A 17,816-nucleotide genomic window follows, 5' to 3' on the forward strand; every position below is an offset into this window, starting at 1 on the left:
ACTACTCTCTATAATCAAATTTATGTTAAGATTTTAGCAAAAAAAGGACAAAAAAATGTTTAAAAGATTTAGAAGATTAAGGCTTAATGAAAACTTAAGAGCCATGGTAAGAGAAAATTCTTTAAGTGTAAATGATTTGATTTATCCGCTTTTTGTGGTTAATGGAACGGGGATAAAAAAAGAAATTTCTTCTATGCCTGATGTGTTTCAAATGAGTTTAGATGAAATTTTAAAAGAGTGTCAAAATGTAGTCAATTTAGGCATTAAAGCCATTATACTTTTTGGCGTTTTGGAAAATGAGAAAAAAGATAGCTGTGGAAGCGATGCTTTAGATGATGAAGGGCTTGTTGCAAGAAGTATAAGAGAGATTAAGAAAAATTTTCCAGATCTTTTTATAATCAGCGATCTTTGTTTTTGTGAATACACAGATCACGGGCATTGTGGGATTATCGATCCAAAAACAAAAAGTGTAGATAATGATGCCACTTTAGAAATTTCAGCCAAACAAGCCTTAGTTCACGCAAGAGCAGGGGTAGATATGATAGCACCTAGTGGAATGATGGATGGTATTATCACTACTTTGCGTGAAGCTTTGGATAAAGAAGGTTTTGAAAATTTGCCTATAATGGCGTATTCTACTAAATTTGCTTCAAGTTATTATGGGCCATTTCGAGATGTGGCAGAATCAGCTCCAAGTTATGGAGATAGAAAAAGCTATCAAATGGATTTTGCTAATGGTAGAGAAGCTTTAGAAGAAAGCTTAGAAGATGAAGCACAAGGAGCCGATATTTTGATGGTAAAACCCGCTCTTGCTTATCTTGATGTGGTTAAAGAAATATCCTTTCATTCTAACTTGCCTTTGTGTGTTTATAATGTAAGCGGAGAGTATGCTATGTTAAAGGCAGCTAAAAATGCAGGAGTGATTGATTATGAAAAAGTTTTGTATGAAACTATGATAGCTTTTAAAAGAGCAGGAGCAAAGCTTATCATCACTTATCATGCCAAAGAATTAGCTAAAATGTTAAAAGGAGAAAAATGAAACATTTTTTAACTTTAAGAGATTTTTCTAAGGAGGAAATTTTAAGCCTTGTAAATCATGCTAGCGAGCTTAAAAAAGAGCCTAAAAAACTTTTACAAGATAAAACTTTAGCGATGATTTTTGAGAAAAATTCTACAAGAACAAGAATGGCCTTTGAATTAGCCATAACAGAGCTTGGCGGAAAGGCTTTATTTTTAAGCAGCAATGATTTACAACTTAGTCGTGGCGAGCCTGTAAAGGATACAGCTAGGGTGATAGGGGCGATGGTTGATTTTGTGATGATGAGAGTCAATAAACATGAAACTTTACTCGAATTTGCAAGATATTCTAAAGCCCCTGTGATCAATGCTTTAAGCGAACTTTATCACCCTACTCAGGTTTTAGGAGATTTGCTTACTATTAAAGAATGGAATAAAATGCAAAATGGTATAGCAAAAGTTGCTTTTATCGGAGATAGTAACAATATGTGCAATTCTTGGCTTATTACGGCTGCGATTTTGGGCTTTGAATTTAGTATAGCTATACCAAAAAACTATAAAATTATCCCTGAAATTTGGGAATTTGTTATGAAACAGGCTTTGATTTCAGGAGCTAAAATTTCCTTAAGTCATGATAAATTTGAAGCCTTAAAGGATAAAGATGTAGTCATTACCGATACTTGGGTTTCTATGGGTGAAGAGAATGAAAAAGAACGCAAGATTAAAGAATTTGAAGGATTTATGATTGATGAAAAGGCTATGAGTGTTGCCAATAAAGACGCGATATTGCTTCATTGTTTGCCTGCTTATAGGGGTTATGAAGTGAGTGAAGAAATTTTTGAAAAACATGCAGATGTAATTTTTGAAGAAGCAAGAAATCGCCTTTATGTGGTAAAAGCCTTGCTTTGCTTTTTGGATAATCAGAGAGGAAGAGAATGAAAGAGCTAGAAAAGTATAGCACTTGCTTAAAACGCATTGATGAATTTAGTCAAAATCTAGGAATAAAGAAAAAAGATAGAACGATTTTTAAAATGAAGCAAAGCGAGAATGAAAACGAAAAATGTTTAGTTCTTGAAAATGGAAGTTTTGATTCTCCTGAGCCTTGGTTTGTGATCGATGAAAACGATGAAATTCACACTTTGCTTTCTTTACAAAGTCTTAAGAATATACTTGAAAGTTTAAAACAAAGTCAAAAAGAGAATTTTGAATTGCGTTTAGAAAAGGCGATTTATCAACAAATTCCTGTAGATTTTAACGATGTTTGGACGGTTGCTATGGATGAGATCAAGCAAAAGGCACAAAATGGCACCATGGAAGTTAGTATTGATCTTGAAAAATTAATTTCTAAAATCAAACAAGAACATCCAAATTTATTTGTAGATATGCAAGCGATGATAGAAAGGGTAAATCAAAATGAGAGATTATAAAGCTTTTGTAAAATACTCTAAAGCAGGACCACGCTACACTTCTTATCCTACAGCAGTAGAGTTTAATGCAAATTTCAAATACGAAGAATATATAGAAATTTTAAAAAAGCAAGATAGATCTTTATCGCTTTATTTTCATTTACCTTTTTGTAGGAGTGCCTGTTATTTTTGTGGTTGCAATGTTATTTATACAGCCAAAGAAGAGAGTAAAGAAAGGTATTTAACTTATATTTTTAAAGAGCTTGATATTTTAAGTACCATTTTGGATACCAAGCGTGAAGTGGTGCAAATGCACTTTGGGGGCGGAACTCCAACTTTTTTTAGTGCTAAACAACTTCAAAATTTGATTTTAAAAATCAGATCTATTTTTAGAAATTTTTCTAAAGATGCAGAGATTAGCTGTGAGATCGATCCGCGTTTTTTAAATGACGAACAAGCCACAGTTTTAACGCAAAATGGCTTTAATCGTATCAGCTTTGGAGTGCAGGATTTTGATGAAAAAGTTCAAAAAGAAATTCATCGCATCCAGCCTTTTGAATTAACACAAAATGCTTTAAATCTTGTAAGAAGCAAAGGGATAAAGTCTGTAAATATGGACTTAATTTATGGTTTGCCTTATCAAAATTTGCAAAGCTTTACACAAACTTTAGAAAAAGTTATGCTTTTAAACCCTGATCGTTTGGCGATTTTTAATTACGCTCATGTGCCTTGGCTTAAGAAAAATATGAGAAAATTTGATGAAAATACCCTGCCAAGTCCTGATGTTAAGCTTGAAATTTTAGAATTTTGTGAGAAATTTTTAAGCAAAAATGACTATAAAATGATAGGAATGGATCATTTTGCAAAAGAAAATGATGAGCTTTTTAAAGCTTTAGAAAATGGAACTTTGCATAGAAATTTCCAAGGTTATACTACTAAAGGCGGTGCTGATTTAGTCGGTGTCGGGCTTACAAGTATAGGTGAAGGACAAAGACATTATGCACAAAATTTTAAAGATATGTCAAGTTATGAAGCTGCATTAGATAGAGGAGTTTTGCCTTTTGAAAGAGGCGTAGCTTTAAGCGATGATGATGAACTTAGAAAAGCAGTGATTATGGAGTTAATGGCAAATTTTAAGCTTGATATCAAGTCAATAGAAAAAGAATTTTGCATTGATTTTCAGGAGTATTTTAAAGAGGATTTAAAAGCTTTAGAAGAATACAAAGATTTTATTAATTTTGATGAAAATTTTATCAAAGTCAATGAAACAGGCGTTTTGCTTATAAGAAATATTGCCATGTGTTTTGATGCTTATATGAAAAACATTAGTGAAGATAAAAAAGTATTCTCAAAAACGGTGTAAGATGAAATTTAGTCAAATAAGTGATGCTTGTGTTAAATGTGGCAAATGTATACCTGTTTGTACTATACATGAAGAAAATCGCGATGAAATTACTAGTCCAAGAGGATTTTTAGATCTTTTAGCTGCTTATAAAGAGGGAAGTCTAGAACTTGATAAAGAAGCTAAGAAAGTTTTTGAATCTTGTTTTTTATGCACCAATTGTGTTGAAGTATGTCCAAGTAAATTAAGAGTAGATAATGCCATAGAAGAAGTTCGTTATGATATAGCTAAAAAATTTGGTATAGCTTGGTATAAAAAACTTATTTTTTTCTTTTTAAGAAGACGCAAAATTTTAGATTTGGTAGCTAAGCTTGGCTATGTGTTTCAAAGTTGTGCGTTTAAAATTCAAAATGAGAATGAAAATACAGGTATGAAGGCAAGATTTTCCATGCCTTTTGTTAAAAAGGGAAGATTGCTTACAAGTTTTAATAAAAAAAGTTTCTTAAATTCTAATCCAAAATTTATCAATAATGATGGAGAAAAAACAATAGGTTTTTTTGTAGGTTGTTTGGCGAATTATTTTTACATAGATACGGCTAATGCAGTGCTTAAAATCGCTAAGGAATTAAAAATCAATGTGGATTTGATGAAAGAACAAGTGTGTTGTGGAGCGCCGCAATTTTTTACGGGTGATTTTAAAAGTGTTGAAGTTTTGGCTAAAAAAAATATTGAGTATTTTGAAAAAAAATTAGAAAAATTAGATGCTATTATAGTTCCTGAGGCCACTTGTTCGGCTATGTTAAAGATAGATTATGAACATTTTTTTATAATGCAAAATGATTTAGACTGGGCAAAACGCGCAAAATGTGTGTCATCTAAGATATATATGGCTAGCGAGTATTTTTATAAATTTACTTCTTTGGAAGAAATTTTAAAAACAAAAAATAAATTTAATTATAGCATTACTTATCACGATCCTTGCCATGCAAGAAAAATGCAAGGGGTTTTTAAAGAGCCAAGAGAACTTTTAAAAACAAATTATCATTTTGTAGAAATGAGTAATTCTAATGCTTGTTGCGGTTTTGGTGGAGTGAGTATGCAAACGGATTATTATGATAGAGCTTTAAGTGTAGGGCTTAAAAAAGCACAAATGATCGATGAAAGTAAGGCTAGTGTGGTAAGCGCCGAGTGTTCAGCTTGCAGAATGCAAATTTCAAATGCATTAGAACAAAATTCAAGCAAGGTTGTTTTTGCTAGTCCTTTAGAACTTATAGCAAAAGCTTTGTGATGATGAAGATAGTATTTAAAGGCAAAAGTTCTGAATACGAAATTCAAAGATCGTGCTTTTGTGTTGATGCTTTTGTGATTAAAGATAAGATTGAAGAACGAGATGGTGTTGATTTTATCACTTCAAATGTAGATCTTTTGGAATTTAGTGATGACAGTTTTACTTTTGAAGAAATTGTAAAACATTTTAATATTTGTAATAGTGAAGATATGATTATCGTTGAAGATTTTGACATGAAATCAAACAAAGATAATCAAAACCAAGAAGATGATATAGAACACAACATCTTAAAATCCGAAAAAATAATACATGAAAACACAAAACAAACAAGTATACAATTTAAAAATTTAAAATTTTTTTCAAGAATTTTTAAAAATGAAAATTTTCTTTCTGATTTTAAAGAAAGTAAGCAAGAAGTTGTTACTATCAAAAAACACGAAAAACTTGAAATTTTTAAAAATTTATCTCAAGAAGATCAAGAAATTAGCTTTGTTAAAATTGAAATTTTAAATTATGATAGTAATGAAGATAGTTTAAGCTTTAATCTTGATATATTTCCAAGCGGTATGAGTTATAAGTACGGAATTTTAAAAGGCTCTATGCATATTATTTTACAAGGTAAAACTTCTAGTACGATGCTTTTTCCGTTTTTAAAAAGTATGATTTATAAAAATAAAAGTGAAAATTCAAGTGAAAAAATTTTTACTTTAATGATAAATCAGAAAAAACGCTATAAGCTTATCGCAAATCTTTCTTAGTTTTATTTTATTATATTTTCTATATTAGAGCGATTTTTTTCAATTAAAGAGCGATTTTTTTGAGTTGTTTCTTTAAGATCGGCTATATCTTCTTTCATGTTTTGTATGTTTTGGTTGAGTAATTTTATCTTTTTTTCATAGCGAGTAACGATGATAAAGACTACAAATAAAAATATAATAATCAAAAAAATAAATGCTAAAAATTCCATATTTTTCCTTTTTAAAACTAGATTTTGAAATATATCATTTAAATACTTCAAAAAACTTTTACGGGTTTTTTATTTTGTATTTTAGTTTTTTTATCTTTAAACTTATATATAAATTTTCAAAAAGCAACAAAAAAATATATAAAAAAATAATTAAATTAAAAAAATAATTAAAAATAATAAATATCTTATTTTTTTATGTTATATTTTAATAAATATCTAAAAAGGATTTTAATATGGAAAAATCACTTTTATTTCATTTTAGACGCATTGGAGTTGAGTTTATCATTTTTAGTGTTTATGCTGTTTTTAGTATCTCTTGGGCAGCAACAGGGTCTTTAATGCCTTTGATTTCAAATGATCTTGCCCTAAATACTCAGCAAGCTACTTTAATCACTAGCATGATAGTAGTTGCGAAAATTTTTGGTGCTTCATTTACTGCTTTTTTGGTTTATAAATTTGGATTAAAAAAGGGATATTTTTTAGGCTGTATTTTAATGAGTTCGGGTATATTTTTAAGTTTTGTAGATAGTTATAGTGGTATTTTGATTATAAGATTTTTAACAGGGCTTGGTTCAGCTTGTGCTTTAGTTTGCTTAGTGCCTATTGCACAGCAATGGTTTGAAAAAAAAGCTTTACATTTTGTAATTAGTTTTAACATAACTTCAAATTTAGCAGGCATTACCCTAGGACTTGTTTTAGCTGAAAGCATCTCAAATTATTTTGGAAATTGGAGAGATTCTTTATCATTTTATGCTTGGATTAATTTGATTTTATTGATTTTGTGGCTTTTTATAGGTAAAGATGAGAATAAAAAAGAAGAAAAAAAGAATAATGCAAAAGATCTTATTTGTGCTTTAAAATCTCGTGTTACTTGGGGTATGATTATTTTTTACATAGGACCTATTTTATTTTTAAATTCTCTTTTTACTTTTTTACCAACTTTTTATGCACAATATGCAGGTTTTAGTAAAGAATTAGCTGATTTTGCTAAAAAAGAAATTCCAGCCTTGGCTAATTTTGCTATTATTTTTGGTCCTTATCTTGGATTATTTTTTAAAAGAAAAAATATTTCTTTTAAAATAATGCTATTGTCTGGAGGAGCGTGTATTTTTATATGCGGATTTTGTATGTTGTTTTTACAAAATTTAGTATTGATACAGATTTTTGCTGTGTTATCGGGCATTTTTTATTCTATGTGGTTTCCATTTTTCTTTAATCTACCTTCAGAATTAAAAAATTCCAACCCAAATCAAACTGCTTATATTATGAGTGCTTTTTGGAGTATTACATTTGTTATACTATCATTTAACCTATGGGTAGTATCTTGGAGTGTTGATAAAACCCATAGTTTTACTTTGGGTTTTGTTTATATTTTTGCTTTGATTTTTATTTCAGCGATCTTAGCACAATTTGTTTTACCTAGAAGAGAAAATTTTATACAAGGAGAAAAATAGAATGAATTTAATTCCAGAAATACTAGACTTACAAGGCGAATTTGAAAAAATTCGTCATCAAATTCATGAAAATCCTGAGCTTGGTTTTGATGAATTATGTACTGCAAAATTAGTGGTACAAAAATTAAAAGAATTTGGTTATGAGGTTTATGAAGAAATAGGAAAAACAGGTGTTGTGGGGGTTTTAAAAAAGGGAAATAGCGATAAAAAAATAGGACTTCGTGCAGATATGGATGCTTTGCCTTTACAAGAATGCACAAATTTGCCTTATAAAAGCAAAAAAGAAAATGTAATGCATGCTTGTGGTCATGATGGACATACTACTTCTTTATTGCTTGCTGCAAAGTATTTAGCAAGTCAGAATTTTAATGGCACGCTAAATCTTTATTTTCAACCTGCTGAAGAGGGTTTGGGTGGTGCTAAGGCAATGATAGAAGATGGATTGTTTGAAAAATTTGATAGTGATTATGTTTTTGGATGGCACAATATGCCTTTTGGTAGCGATAAGAAATTTTATCTTAAAAAAGGTGCGATGATGGCTTCTTCGGATAGTTATAGCATTGAAGTTATTGGAAGAGGTGGTCATGGAAGTGCTCCAGAAAAGGCAAAAGATCCTATTTATGCTGCTTCTTTGCTTGTTGTGGCTTTACAAAGCATAGTATCTCGCAATGTTGATCCCCAAAATTCAGCAGTTGTAAGCATAGGAGCTTTTAATGCAGGACATGCTTTTAATATCATTCCAGATATTGCAACGATTAAAATGAGTGTTAGAGCATTAGATAATGAAACTAGAAAGCTAACTGAAGAAAAAATTTATAAAATTTGTAAAGGTCTTGCACAGGCTAATGATATAGAGATTAAAATCAATAAAAATGTTGTTGCACCAGTGACTATGAATAACGATGAAGCTGTGGATTTTGCTAGTGAGGTTGCAAAAGAATTATTTGGCGAAAAAAATTGTGAATTTAATCATCGTCCTTTAATGGCAAGTGAGGATTTTGGATTTTTTTGCGAAATGAAAAAATGTGCCTATGCTTTTTTAGAAAATGAAAACGACATTTATTTACATAATTCTAGTTATGTTTTTAATGATAAGCTTTTAGCTAGGGCTGCAAGTTATTATGCGAAGCTAGCTTTAAAATACTTAAAATAAAAACTAATCTAGAATTTCAAGCACAATTTCTTCCTTTAAACCTTTGATTTGAATTTCTTTGAGTTTTAGGTTTGAAGGAAGGTTTGCTAAAAGCTCTTTATTGTTTTTTACTTGGTTTTTTGCACTTATGGAGAGTAAAATTCCCCTATAAACTTTAGCAAAATGACTGATGACTTTACCATTTTTTACAAATTTATAGGTATAAAATTTCTTTTTTGGGGTATAGAATTTATCATAAAATCCTGCTCTAAGGTCAAGTATTTCTTCATTTTCCAAGTATTCATCTAAGGCTTTACTAAAATGTTCTTTATAAAATTTCTCTATGGCAAAATTTCCTATTTTAGCCCCTTGCTTGAATTTATAAAAGGGCAGGGTATCATTAGCTCTTACAACGCCAAAAAGATTAGAAAATATAAGAGTATTTTCTAAAATATAAGCTTGACTTTTTTTATCTAAAGCTTTAAAATTAAGATATTCATAACTTACCCCAGTATAAAGCAATATAGCTTCTTGAGTGGGAGCTTGTTTTAAGTCGTGTTTAAATTTATCAATTTCATTTTCATTTTTAATGCCAAAAAGTTCTTGTAAATTCTGTAAACTTGCGTTTTTGATAAATTCTTCATAATGCTTTAAAGCTTCCATTCTATAAGGAAATAATTCTTTAAATATAAATGAGTTTTCATTGATAGGATTTTTTACGCAATTTTCATTTTTGCTTTCACTAGGGGAGAATAAAATTTTCATTTTAGCCTTTTTTGTTAATGTTATGAAACATTAAGAGCAAAGAATTTAATCTTGCTTTTAATGTTTTTGAAGTTTTTATCATTTTAAAATTTAAAACGACGCTCCGCCCATTAACATAGAAAACATGATAAATGGAAGTATAATTTTTAACGCTTCTGTGGCGTCTTGATTGTTGATGCTTAGTTTTTCGATGCTGTCGATTCCCTGTGTGCTATAGTCACTAACAGGGATGTTTTTAAATTTTAAATCAAGATTGAGTTTATAATCATCATTTTGAGTGATATTGTTTAAAATAGCTAAAGCTTTATCAAAGATTAATGCTTGTTCTTCATTTTGACTTTGAGCTTTTAAGGTTTGTAAATTTTCCTTAGCAGTTGCTATATAGCTACTAAATACGCCTTCGGTTTTAAGAGTTGAATCAATTTTAAAATTATTTAAGATGATGTATTTTTGGATTGTATTGCTAAAATCTGAAGCTTGTTCGTAGTTTGCTATATTAAGAAGTTCATTGATAGCTTGTTCATCCATAGCTAAAGTTTGAGTGTTAAATTTTATACCCTTAGAATCAAGGTAATTAAGCAAATCTTCTTTTAGATTTATATTTAGATTTGTATTGAAATTTAATTTTGCGTTATAAAATTTTATATCAAGATTATCTAGATAATTGTTTTCTTGTTTGTTGATAGAGTTGTCAAATGATAAAGTATAAGAATCCGAGCTTAATTTATTGATAAAAGAGCTGATTTTTGGATCTTGTTGAAATAAGCTTGCATTGATGTCACCAGCAACTTTTTCTCCAAGTTTAAAATCTTCAAAAACCAAATTTGATTGTATGCTTTTTTGGTTTTTAAAAAGATCGTTGTAATATTCTTTAATGCTAATTGATGTATTTGCTTTGCCTTTGTAAATTTCATTTGAGCGAATTTTGATATTTTTTGCTTGAAATAGTTCTTGATACTCATCGTTATTATCTTTTGCAAGAGTTTTGAAATTTGGACTTAAACACGCTATAAAATCACCATCTGCATTGCATTTAAAATCAGAAAATTCAATCTTTATTCCAGAATCCTGAGAAAGGCTTGCAATTTCTTGTTTAACTGTTTGATTTAGTTGATTTTCATATTTTTTAACTGTTTTTTCATCTATGGAATTTCCGCAAGCTGAAAACAAAACAGCTATTCCAATAGAGAGAAAAATACCTTTTTTCATAGTTTTCTCCTTAAAAATTTAAAAAAAGATTATATCTTTTTTTTACTTAAAATTTAAACAATGCTAAAAGAGAGTGTGAGATTAATTACATTTTTACACATAGGAAAATCTTTTTAGTTTGTTTCAAATGCATTATTTATAATTTTAAGTATAATTAACCTTGCAATTATTATATATTTTTGCAATAGCTTTAAGCTTATTTTTAAAGAAAGGAAATGTATGAAAAAAATACTTCTAAGTGTTTTAACGGCCTTTGTTGCAGTAGTATTGGCTGCTTGTGGAGGAAATTCTGACTCTAAAACTTTAAATTCTCTTGATAAGATCAAGCAAAATGGAGTTGTTAGGATTGGGGTATTTGGCGATAAACCACCTTTTGGTTATGTGGATGAAAAAGGAAACAATCAAGGCTATGATATAGCTTTAGCTAAACGCATAGCAAAAGAACTTTTTGGCGATGAAAATAAGGTGCAATTTGTTCTTGTTGAAGCTGCAAATAGGGTTGAGTTTTTAAAATCAAATAAAGTAGATATTATTTTGGCTAATTTTACTCAAACTCCACAAAGAGCCGAGCAGGTTGATTTTTGCTTGCCTTATATGAAAGTGGCTTTAGGTGTAGCTGTACCAAAGGATAGTAATATAACTAGCGTAGAAGATTTAAAAGATAAAACTTTACTTTTAAACAAAGGCACAACAGCGGATGCTTACTTTACGCAAAATTATCCTAATATTAAAACTTTAAAATATGATCAAAATACCGAAACTTTTGCCGCTTTGATGGATAAAAGAGGCGATGCTTTAAGTCATGATAATACCTTGCTTTTTGCTTGGGTGAAAGATCATCCTGATTTTAAAATGGGTATTAAAGAGCTAGGTAATAAAGATGTTATTGCACCAGCAGTTAAAAAAGGCGATAAAGAACTTAAAGAATTTATCGATAATTTGATCATTAAACTAGGCCAAGAGCAGTTTTTTCACAAGGCTTATGATGAAACTTTAAAAGCTCATTTTGGAGATGATGTTAAGGCTGATGATGTAGTGATTGAAGGTGGAAAAATTTAACAAAGGGCTTTTTTGCCCTTTATATTGATTTAGGATAAAATATGCAAAAAAAATACAAAAATATTATTTATGCTTCTTTGGGTGGAATTTTAGAATTTTATGATTTTGTGCTTTTTGCCTTTTTTTTGGATATTTTTGCTAAGGTATTCTTTCCGCAAAATGATGCTTTTTGGATGCAGATAAATGCTTATATAGCCTTTGGTGCTGCTTATTTAGCGCGTCCTTTTGGTTCTATTGTGATGGCACATTTTGCTGATAGATATGGAAGAAAGAATATTTTTTATATTTCTATGCTTTTGATGGTTTTGCCTAGTTTTGCTTTAGCTTTTTTACCAAGTTATGAAAGTATAGGTATATTTGCTACTTTGATTTTATTTACTATTCGTATTTTGCAAGGTTTAGCCGTTGGAACTGAGGTGAGCGGAGCTTGGATTTATGTGAGCGAATTTGTCAAAGGGCGTCAAATTCCTTTAGCTCTTGGTTTTATTTCAGCGACTTTAACCATAGGTTTATTGCTAGGAAATATTGCCACTTTAGGCATAAGATCTTATTTTACCCCAGAAGAAGTTCAAAGCTATGCTTGGAGAATTCCTTTTATCATAGGAGGATTTTTTGGAATTTTAGCTTTGTTTTTAAGAAATAAACTCAGCGAAACTCCAGAATTTATAAAAGTTCAAAATGAAAAGAAAATTTTAAATTTTCCATTGTTTGAAGCTTTAAAAACTCATAAAATGAGTATGCTTGTTTGTTTTTTAATGACCATGGTTTTAACAAGCGGTGTGGCAACTTTGATGATTTTACCTAAGTATTTTGAAAGTCTTTTAGCTATGAGTAAAACTTCTGCTTTATGGGTGCAAAATTTTGCTATCTTAGCGGTGATTTTTGGAGCTTTATTTCAAGGTTTTTTAGCAAGCAAATGGGGAAGCTATAAAATTTGCTCTATTTTTAGTATAGCTTTTATTATCTTTGGTATGTTTTTTAGTTTTTATGATGAGAATTTTTTATTTTATTTTTTACTGGCTTGTTTTGCACAAGGTATTATTACTTTCGCGCCTGTTTTTATGACGCAAATTTTTAAAAGTGAACTTAAATTTAGTGGGCTTAGTTTTGCTTATAATATTTCTTATGCGATTTTAGGCTTTTTAACCCCTTTTATAGTTAATGCTTTTTATAAAGAGTATTTAGGTATTTATCTTGCTATAGTGGGATTTTGCTCCTTGCTTTGTGTGTTTTTGTTAAAACGCGTTTTTGCAAGAAGCAAGATTAAAGAATTAAGCATTGTCTTTTAAAACTTCAAAAACAACCTTAGATATTTTTTCAACTGAAGCGATTTCACAATGCTCATCAGTTGAATGAGGATTATGGATATTTGGGCCTATAGAAGCACATAAAAGCTCTTGTTTTTTCTCTATAATACCACACTCAAGTCCTGCATGGATAGCTGAAACTTTGGCATTAGGCGATACTTTTTTAAGTGCTTTAAAAACCATGTCGCTAAGTGCGTTTGGTTTGCCTTCCCAAGGTGGATAGAAATTAAAACTTCTTACTTTAAAATCAAAAGCCTTGAAAAATTCTAAAGTTTCAAATTCTACTTGCTTAAGTCCATCAAGCACATTAGATCTTGCAAAAAGTGCGAATTTGATTTGTTTATCTTGCATTCTTAAAGTAGCTAGGTTAATGCTTGTTTGAACTATACCTAGATTTTCATCATAAGCTCTAACTCCATGAGTAAAAGAATTTATAAGGTTTAAAAGTTTTTTACTTTGATCGCAAATTTCAAATTCACCTTCTTCTTTAAATTCGCATTTTATCCAGTTATTACTCTTTACTTCATTTTTAAAATGCACTAAAGCTTTGGCGTGTTTAGGTATAGAATTGATTCTTTCTCCGCCTTCAAAAGAAATGATTTCTCCTTCATTTTCTTGTATGAATTTAGCCATTTCTTTGATGGAACTTTTTTCATTGCGTATGATATTTATGCCTGAGTGTCCACCTTTAAAATTTTGTGCACAAAGTTCATAAATTTTACCCTTTTTTCTAAGGGTATTAAAAGACAAACTAGCTTCTATATCTACTCCACCTGCACAGCCTATCATGATCTCATCATCGCTTTCATGATCTAAATTTAAAAGCATTTTAGATTCTAAAGTGTGCTCGAGTGAATTCACTCCCATGAGTCCTACTTCTTCATCGTTTGTAAAAAGACACTCTAAATTTTCAAATTCAGCCATAGCACTCATCATGATGGCTACACCTATACCATTATCTGCGCCAAGACTTGAATTTTTGGCTCTTAAAAAGCCATTTTCTTCATAAACTTCTAAGTTTGGTGCATCGCCCATACAGACCATATCATAATGGCTTTGTAAGCAAATTTTTGGTTTGCCTTTTATAGCATGAATATTTCCTGCTTTATCTACACTCACTTTAAAGCCTTTATCTTTAGCATAAGAGCTTAAAAATTCTTTCATTTGTTCTGTTTCATAACTGCAATGAGGAATTTTGCATAATTGTTTAAAATTTTCTATAACATTTTGCATTTTATCTCCTTTGTTTTGATAAAATTATGGCATATTTTTTAAAATTTAAAGGCAAAATGATTAAAAAATGAGAATAAATTATAAAAAAATATTTAATCTGAGAAAATTACTAAGTGATCCAAAAAAACTTTTTTCTGTATTAATCTTCACTCTTGTAGTTGTTTTTATCCAAAACTATATTGCCCAAAATTCTAGTTTTGAAGGAAAAGTAGTTAGAATTATTGATGGAGATACTATAGAAGTTAATCATGAAAACAAACTCGCTAGAATAAGATTTTTTGGTATAGATGCACCAGAACTTAAACAAAGTTTTGGAAAGCAATCAAAAGAAGCTTTAAGTAGAATTTTAAGCGGCAAACAAGTTGAAATTATTTATAAAAATAAAGATACTTATGGTAGAATTGTTGCTATTGTAAAGCTTAATGACGTTGATGTTAATCGATTTTTAGTAAGCAAAGGCTATGCTTGGGCTGATACTTACTATAGTAACGCTTATATCAAAGAACAAGAAAATGCTAAGAAAAATCATTTAGGTCTTTGGAAAGAGGGTAATCCTATAGAGCCTTATAAATGGAGAAAACACAATAAATTCTAAGGAAAAACATGAAAAAATATACTTTAGTGATACTATTAGCTTTAGGAATTTCTGGATGTTTTGTAAATGAAAGAGGGATTTCAAATCGTTTTTATGATGATTGTAAAGAGTATTATGATGGAAGCGGAACTTATCATAAGGATTGCCCAAAAAATTGGGTGGATATTAAAATGACTCCTTGATTATTTTCCACCCACAGAGGCCATTAATGCAGCTGCTACGGCTTCTGGATTGTTGATTTTGGTACCTTGTTCTTGATTTTCGGTAGGTTTAACAGTATTAAGTGGCGGACGCTTGAGTTTAAATATATGCTCATCGGTGCTAACAACTTGTATCGTTCCTTCGAACATTTTAATTTCTTTAACATGCCCAACCACTTTTACATCTCTTTTTTTGGAGGTTTCGTCAAAAAGTGCATGAGCTTCAAGTTCTAAAACATCGCCTAATTTAAGCGGAGCATAAAAAAAACATTTTGATCCAATAATCACTGAAAATTCTTTATTGATAGAGGCTTGTGCTACATAGTTTGCTGCAGCGAAAATAAAGGCATCAAAAATCAATCCTTGATCATCTGCTACCATTTCGCTTGTGGTTATTAAAATTGATTTGGCATAGTTTTTATCAATTTCTATAATGGTTCCAGCAAGCGAGGTGTTTAATTCAGGACAAGTGAGTAATTCTGCTCTAACGCGAGATATATCTTCTGCAGATGCGTATTCTTCAAGTTGTGCATATTCTTCAAAATTATCTTTTTTTGCCATATCTAACCTTTAAATTCTACTTATCTACTTCAAAATATCTAAATTTCAATATCGGCAAAAAATAAAAAGAATTTATATTTTAATGCGTATATAAACTCTTTTGGGTGCTTCATAGCCTTCAATGGTAAGATTTTTATCCTTTGGATCTAAGAAATTTTCCAGCGAAAAAGAGTCTATCCATTCTGTTTTTCTTTGTTCGTTTTCATCGGTTTTTTTTGTAGCCAAAACTTCAAATTCTTTAAATCCTGCTCTTTCGCACCAGTTTTTTAATGCACTAATGCTTGGTATAAAATAAATATTTGGAATTTTAGAATAAGTTTTATTAGGCACAAGAGCGATTTCTCTCTCATCTTCTATATGCATGGTATCTAAAAAAACAACTCCATTTTTATTAAGTCCTGCTTTTAAATCTTTTAGCATTTTTACAGGATCACTTCTGTGATAAATCACGCCAAGACAGAAAATCACATCAAATTTCAAGCTATAGCTTGGAAGATCTTCTACGCCTAAAAGTTCGTATTTTATAGGAGTTTTAGCTAAAGCATTGATGAGTTCAAATTGCAAACGGTATTTGATAGAAGGATCAAAACCTATGAGTTTTGCAGGATTAAATTCAAGCATTTTAAACATATAATAACCATTATTACAGCCTATATCAGCAACGCATTTTTGAGAAATTTCGTTCATGAAAGGCTTTAGAATGTTGAATTTAATAAAACTTTGCCATTCTGTATCGATGAAAAGATCGTCTATTTTAAAAGGACCTTTTCTCCATGGTTTAAGTTCTTTTGTTATAGCTAAGATTTCATCTTTGGCTTGAGAATTTGTAGATAAATTCACGCTATCATCTAAAGAAAAATTACAAGCAAGATTGAGAGCTTTAAGTTCTTGTATTTTAGCATATAAAGGGTGATTTAGAAATTGTTTTTCGAGTAAATTTTCTTGCATTTTTATCCTTGACATTTGCTTTTAATGCTAAATTATAACATTAAAAGCTTTTAGAATTAGCAAGTATAAGCTAAGATTATTTTTAAAATCAAAACCCTTCCGAATAAACCTTGTAAAATTCTAAAGCTTCTCTACATTTTTTACATTTGAATTTCTTACCTTGTAATTTGATTTTTTCATGAATTCCAAAAGGCACATCATGGATAGCACCTGAGCACTTGCAAATATAAAGATAAACAGCATTTTCAAGTTCTTCATCGCCTTCTTCTTCAAAGCTTACCTCTTTATCATCTTCAGAAGCTAAAGAAGATCTTCTATATTGTTCAACTTTCATATCTTCATAAAGTATATGTTCTAAAAGCCATTTTTTAACAGCTAAATAAAGTTTTTCTTTTAAATCATTAGTGGATTTAATATTTTTAATCAGTTCTATCATGGATTGGATAATATGTTTATGAATTTTTTTATGTGTTTCAATATCTGGATATTTAATCAGTTCCATGTATCGCTCTTCTTCATAAAAATGATCTTTCATATAATTAAAAAATTCAGCAAGTAAATTTTTAATCTCATCTTTATAAACGGGTTTATCAATCAAATATTCTACCTTACCCGCAAGTTCAAAAAGCTTTTTGTGCTGTTCATCTATTTTGGCATTATGAACACTAAAGGTTTTATCCCATTTTGGTAGCATTTTATTCCTTTATATTGGATTTTTAAAATAAAATAAGGTTTGTTGGCAATTTTTGCACTTTAAATTTTTATTATGATATAAAATATCCAAGTGTTCATTATATGATAAAGCATGAGTGGTTTTACAAGGACAAGAATATATAAATTCTAATTTTTCTTGAGAATCTTCTGTTAATTCTTCTTGTTTTGTTTCTTCTTCTTTAGTGTTTTTATTGTGAGCTTTAATCCATTTGCCTATCATAACATCATGATGTAATATATGTTCTAAAAGCCACTCTGACATTATAGTATAAAATCATTAGTGGTTTTTTATGTTTTGTATAAGATAAGACATATCGCGAATGATATTTTTATACATGATTTTGTGTTCATTTAAATAAGGATAATGAATTTCTTGCATGTATTGTTCTTCATTGTTAAAATGTTCTTTCATGTAGTTAAAAAGTTCTGTTAAAATTTCTTTGAGTTCTTCTCGTTTTACAAATTTATAAACAGCACTTTCAACCTTGCCTGCAAGTTCAAAAAGTTTTTGGTGTTGAATGTCAATCATTGTATCATGAATACTGTATTTTTCATTCCAAGTGATTAGTTTGTCCAAAATTTCTCCTATCCACCCCTTACACCCTTAGCAAGAAAAACT

Annotated in this window: 19 protein-coding genes and 1 pseudogene; 12 read left to right on the plus strand and 8 right to left on the minus strand. The window is 29.8% G+C overall.

What is annotated here, in order from left to right; all coding sequences use genetic code 11:
• The first annotated feature begins 55 nt into the window (after window positions 1-55).
• Genes hemB through FBE93_RS03665 form a run of 6 tightly spaced genes read left to right on the plus strand, consistent with a single transcriptional unit; the run spans window position 56 to window position 5,811 of the window.
• Entirely contained in the window at window positions 56-1,039 is a 984-nt protein-coding gene (gene hemB, locus FBE93_RS03640) for a porphobilinogen synthase (RefSeq protein WP_002934347.1), read from the plus strand.
• Window positions 1,036-1,956: an ornithine carbamoyltransferase gene (gene argF, locus FBE93_RS03645; protein ID WP_002934346.1), complete on the plus strand. Its 921-nt coding sequence runs from the start codon at window positions 1,036-1,038 to the stop codon at window positions 1,954-1,956. Before hemB ends, argF begins: the two co-directional genes overlap by 4 nt.
• Entirely contained in the window at window positions 1,953-2,444 is a 492-nt protein-coding gene (locus FBE93_RS03650) for a DUF2603 domain-containing protein (protein ID WP_002853412.1), read from the plus strand. Before argF ends, FBE93_RS03650 begins: the two co-directional genes overlap by 4 nt.
• Window positions 2,431-3,786, plus strand: coding sequence for an oxygen-independent coproporphyrinogen III oxidase (gene hemN, locus FBE93_RS03655; protein ID WP_002934345.1), 1,356 nt, complete (start codon window positions 2,431-2,433; stop codon window positions 3,784-3,786). Before FBE93_RS03650 ends, hemN begins: the two co-directional genes overlap by 14 nt.
• A 1-nt stretch (window position 3,787) precedes the next feature.
• Window positions 3,788-5,053, plus strand: a complete 1,266-nt coding sequence (locus FBE93_RS03660) for a (Fe-S)-binding protein (RefSeq protein ID WP_086032363.1) — start codon at window positions 3,788-3,790, stop codon at window positions 5,051-5,053.
• A complete protein-coding gene (locus FBE93_RS03665; RefSeq protein WP_072225872.1) occupies window positions 5,050-5,811 on the plus strand; it encodes a DUF5416 family protein in 762 nt (253 codons plus the stop codon). The genes FBE93_RS03660 and FBE93_RS03665 overlap by 4 nt, the downstream gene beginning before the upstream one ends.
• 2 nt (window positions 5,812-5,813) lie before the next feature.
• Here the strand turns inward: FBE93_RS03665 and FBE93_RS03670 are convergent, their stop codons facing one another.
• The gene (locus tag FBE93_RS03670) at window positions 5,814-6,020 is read right to left on the minus strand and encodes a membrane protein (protein ID WP_002853356.1); all 207 of its coding nucleotides are present in this window, start codon (window positions 6,018-6,020) and stop codon (window positions 5,814-5,816) included.
• 233 nt (window positions 6,021-6,253) lie between these two features.
• Here FBE93_RS03670 and FBE93_RS03680 point away from each other — a divergent pair, with 233 nt between their 5' ends.
• The gene (locus FBE93_RS03680) at window positions 6,254-7,474 is read left to right on the plus strand and encodes an MFS transporter (protein ID WP_165434185.1); all 1,221 of its coding nucleotides are present in this window, start codon (window positions 6,254-6,256) and stop codon (window positions 7,472-7,474) included.
• A gap of 1 nt (window position 7,475) precedes the next feature.
• Window positions 7,476-8,627 (plus strand): M20 aminoacylase family protein, encoded by a 1,152-nt coding sequence (locus FBE93_RS03685; RefSeq protein ID WP_144674068.1) that lies wholly within the window; start codon window positions 7,476-7,478, stop codon window positions 8,625-8,627.
• A gap of 3 nt (window positions 8,628-8,630) precedes the next feature.
• Here the strand turns inward: FBE93_RS03685 and FBE93_RS03690 are convergent, their stop codons facing one another.
• Both FBE93_RS03690 and jlpA read right to left on the minus strand, forming a co-directional pair.
• Window positions 8,631-9,371, minus strand: a complete 741-nt coding sequence (locus FBE93_RS03690; RefSeq protein WP_165434186.1) for a YaaA family protein — start codon at window positions 9,369-9,371, stop codon at window positions 8,631-8,633.
• 90 nt (window positions 9,372-9,461) lie between these two features.
• Window positions 9,462-10,580 carry a lipoprotein adhesin JlpA gene (gene jlpA, locus FBE93_RS03695; RefSeq protein ID WP_002934339.1) on the minus strand — a complete coding sequence of 373 codons (1,119 nt, stop codon included), beginning with the start codon at window positions 10,578-10,580 and terminating at the stop codon, window positions 9,462-9,464.
• A gap of 219 nt (window positions 10,581-10,799) precedes the next feature.
• Here jlpA and FBE93_RS03700 point away from each other — a divergent pair, with 219 nt between their 5' ends.
• Both FBE93_RS03700 and FBE93_RS03705 read left to right on the plus strand, forming a co-directional pair.
• Entirely contained in the window at window positions 10,800-11,639 is an 840-nt protein-coding gene (locus tag FBE93_RS03700; protein WP_002853956.1) for a cysteine ABC transporter substrate-binding protein, read from the plus strand.
• 41 nt (window positions 11,640-11,680) lie between these two features.
• On the plus strand, window positions 11,681-12,928 hold the full coding sequence (locus FBE93_RS03705; RefSeq protein ID WP_002855823.1) for an MFS transporter: 1,248 nt from the start codon (window positions 11,681-11,683) through the stop codon (window positions 12,926-12,928).
• Here the strand turns inward: FBE93_RS03705 and FBE93_RS03710 are convergent.
• Window positions 12,911-14,179 carry a M20/M25/M40 family metallo-hydrolase gene (locus tag FBE93_RS03710; protein WP_165434187.1) on the minus strand — a complete coding sequence of 423 codons (1,269 nt, stop codon included), beginning with the start codon at window positions 14,177-14,179 and terminating at the stop codon, window positions 12,911-12,913. The two genes, FBE93_RS03705 and FBE93_RS03710, sit on opposite strands and share 18 nt — an antisense overlap.
• 67 nt (window positions 14,180-14,246) lie before the next feature.
• On the opposite strand from FBE93_RS03710, the gene FBE93_RS03715 reads away from it, so the two are divergent.
• Together FBE93_RS03715 and FBE93_RS03720 are read left to right on the plus strand one after the other, a co-directional pair.
• Complete coding sequence (locus tag FBE93_RS03715) at window positions 14,247-14,774, plus strand: thermonuclease family protein (RefSeq protein ID WP_002934335.1); 528 nt, start codon at window positions 14,247-14,249, stop codon at window positions 14,772-14,774.
• An 8-nt stretch (window positions 14,775-14,782) separates the two neighbouring features.
• A complete protein-coding gene (locus tag FBE93_RS03720) occupies window positions 14,783-14,956 on the plus strand; it encodes a hypothetical protein (protein ID WP_002934333.1) in 174 nt (57 codons plus the stop codon).
• Here FBE93_RS03720 and FBE93_RS03725 read toward each other — a convergent pair whose 3' ends face one another.
• From FBE93_RS03725 to FBE93_RS08570, 4 genes and pseudogenes are all read right to left on the minus strand, one after another.
• Window positions 14,957-15,535, minus strand: a complete 579-nt coding sequence (locus tag FBE93_RS03725; RefSeq protein WP_002854139.1) for a hypothetical protein — start codon at window positions 15,533-15,535, stop codon at window positions 14,957-14,959.
• A 72-nt stretch (window positions 15,536-15,607) separates the two neighbouring features.
• The gene (gene cmoB, locus FBE93_RS03730) at window positions 15,608-16,498 is read right to left on the minus strand and encodes a tRNA 5-methoxyuridine(34)/uridine 5-oxyacetic acid(34) synthase CmoB (protein WP_072225874.1); all 891 of its coding nucleotides are present in this window, start codon (window positions 16,496-16,498) and stop codon (window positions 15,608-15,610) included.
• Between the two features lie 73 nt (window positions 16,499-16,571).
• The gene (locus FBE93_RS03735) at window positions 16,572-17,177 is read right to left on the minus strand and encodes a bacteriohemerythrin (RefSeq protein ID WP_010790742.1); all 606 of its coding nucleotides are present in this window, start codon (window positions 17,175-17,177) and stop codon (window positions 16,572-16,574) included.
• Between the two features lie 9 nt (window positions 17,178-17,186).
• A pseudogene (locus tag FBE93_RS08570) lies at window positions 17,187-17,774 on the minus strand (hemerythrin family protein).
• Window positions 17,775-17,816 lie beyond the last annotated feature (42 nt).

It is taken from the genome of Campylobacter sp. CFSAN093229 (assembly GCF_011068225.1).
Classification (GTDB): Bacteria; Campylobacterota; Campylobacteria; order Campylobacterales; family Campylobacteraceae; genus Campylobacter_D; species Campylobacter_D jejuni.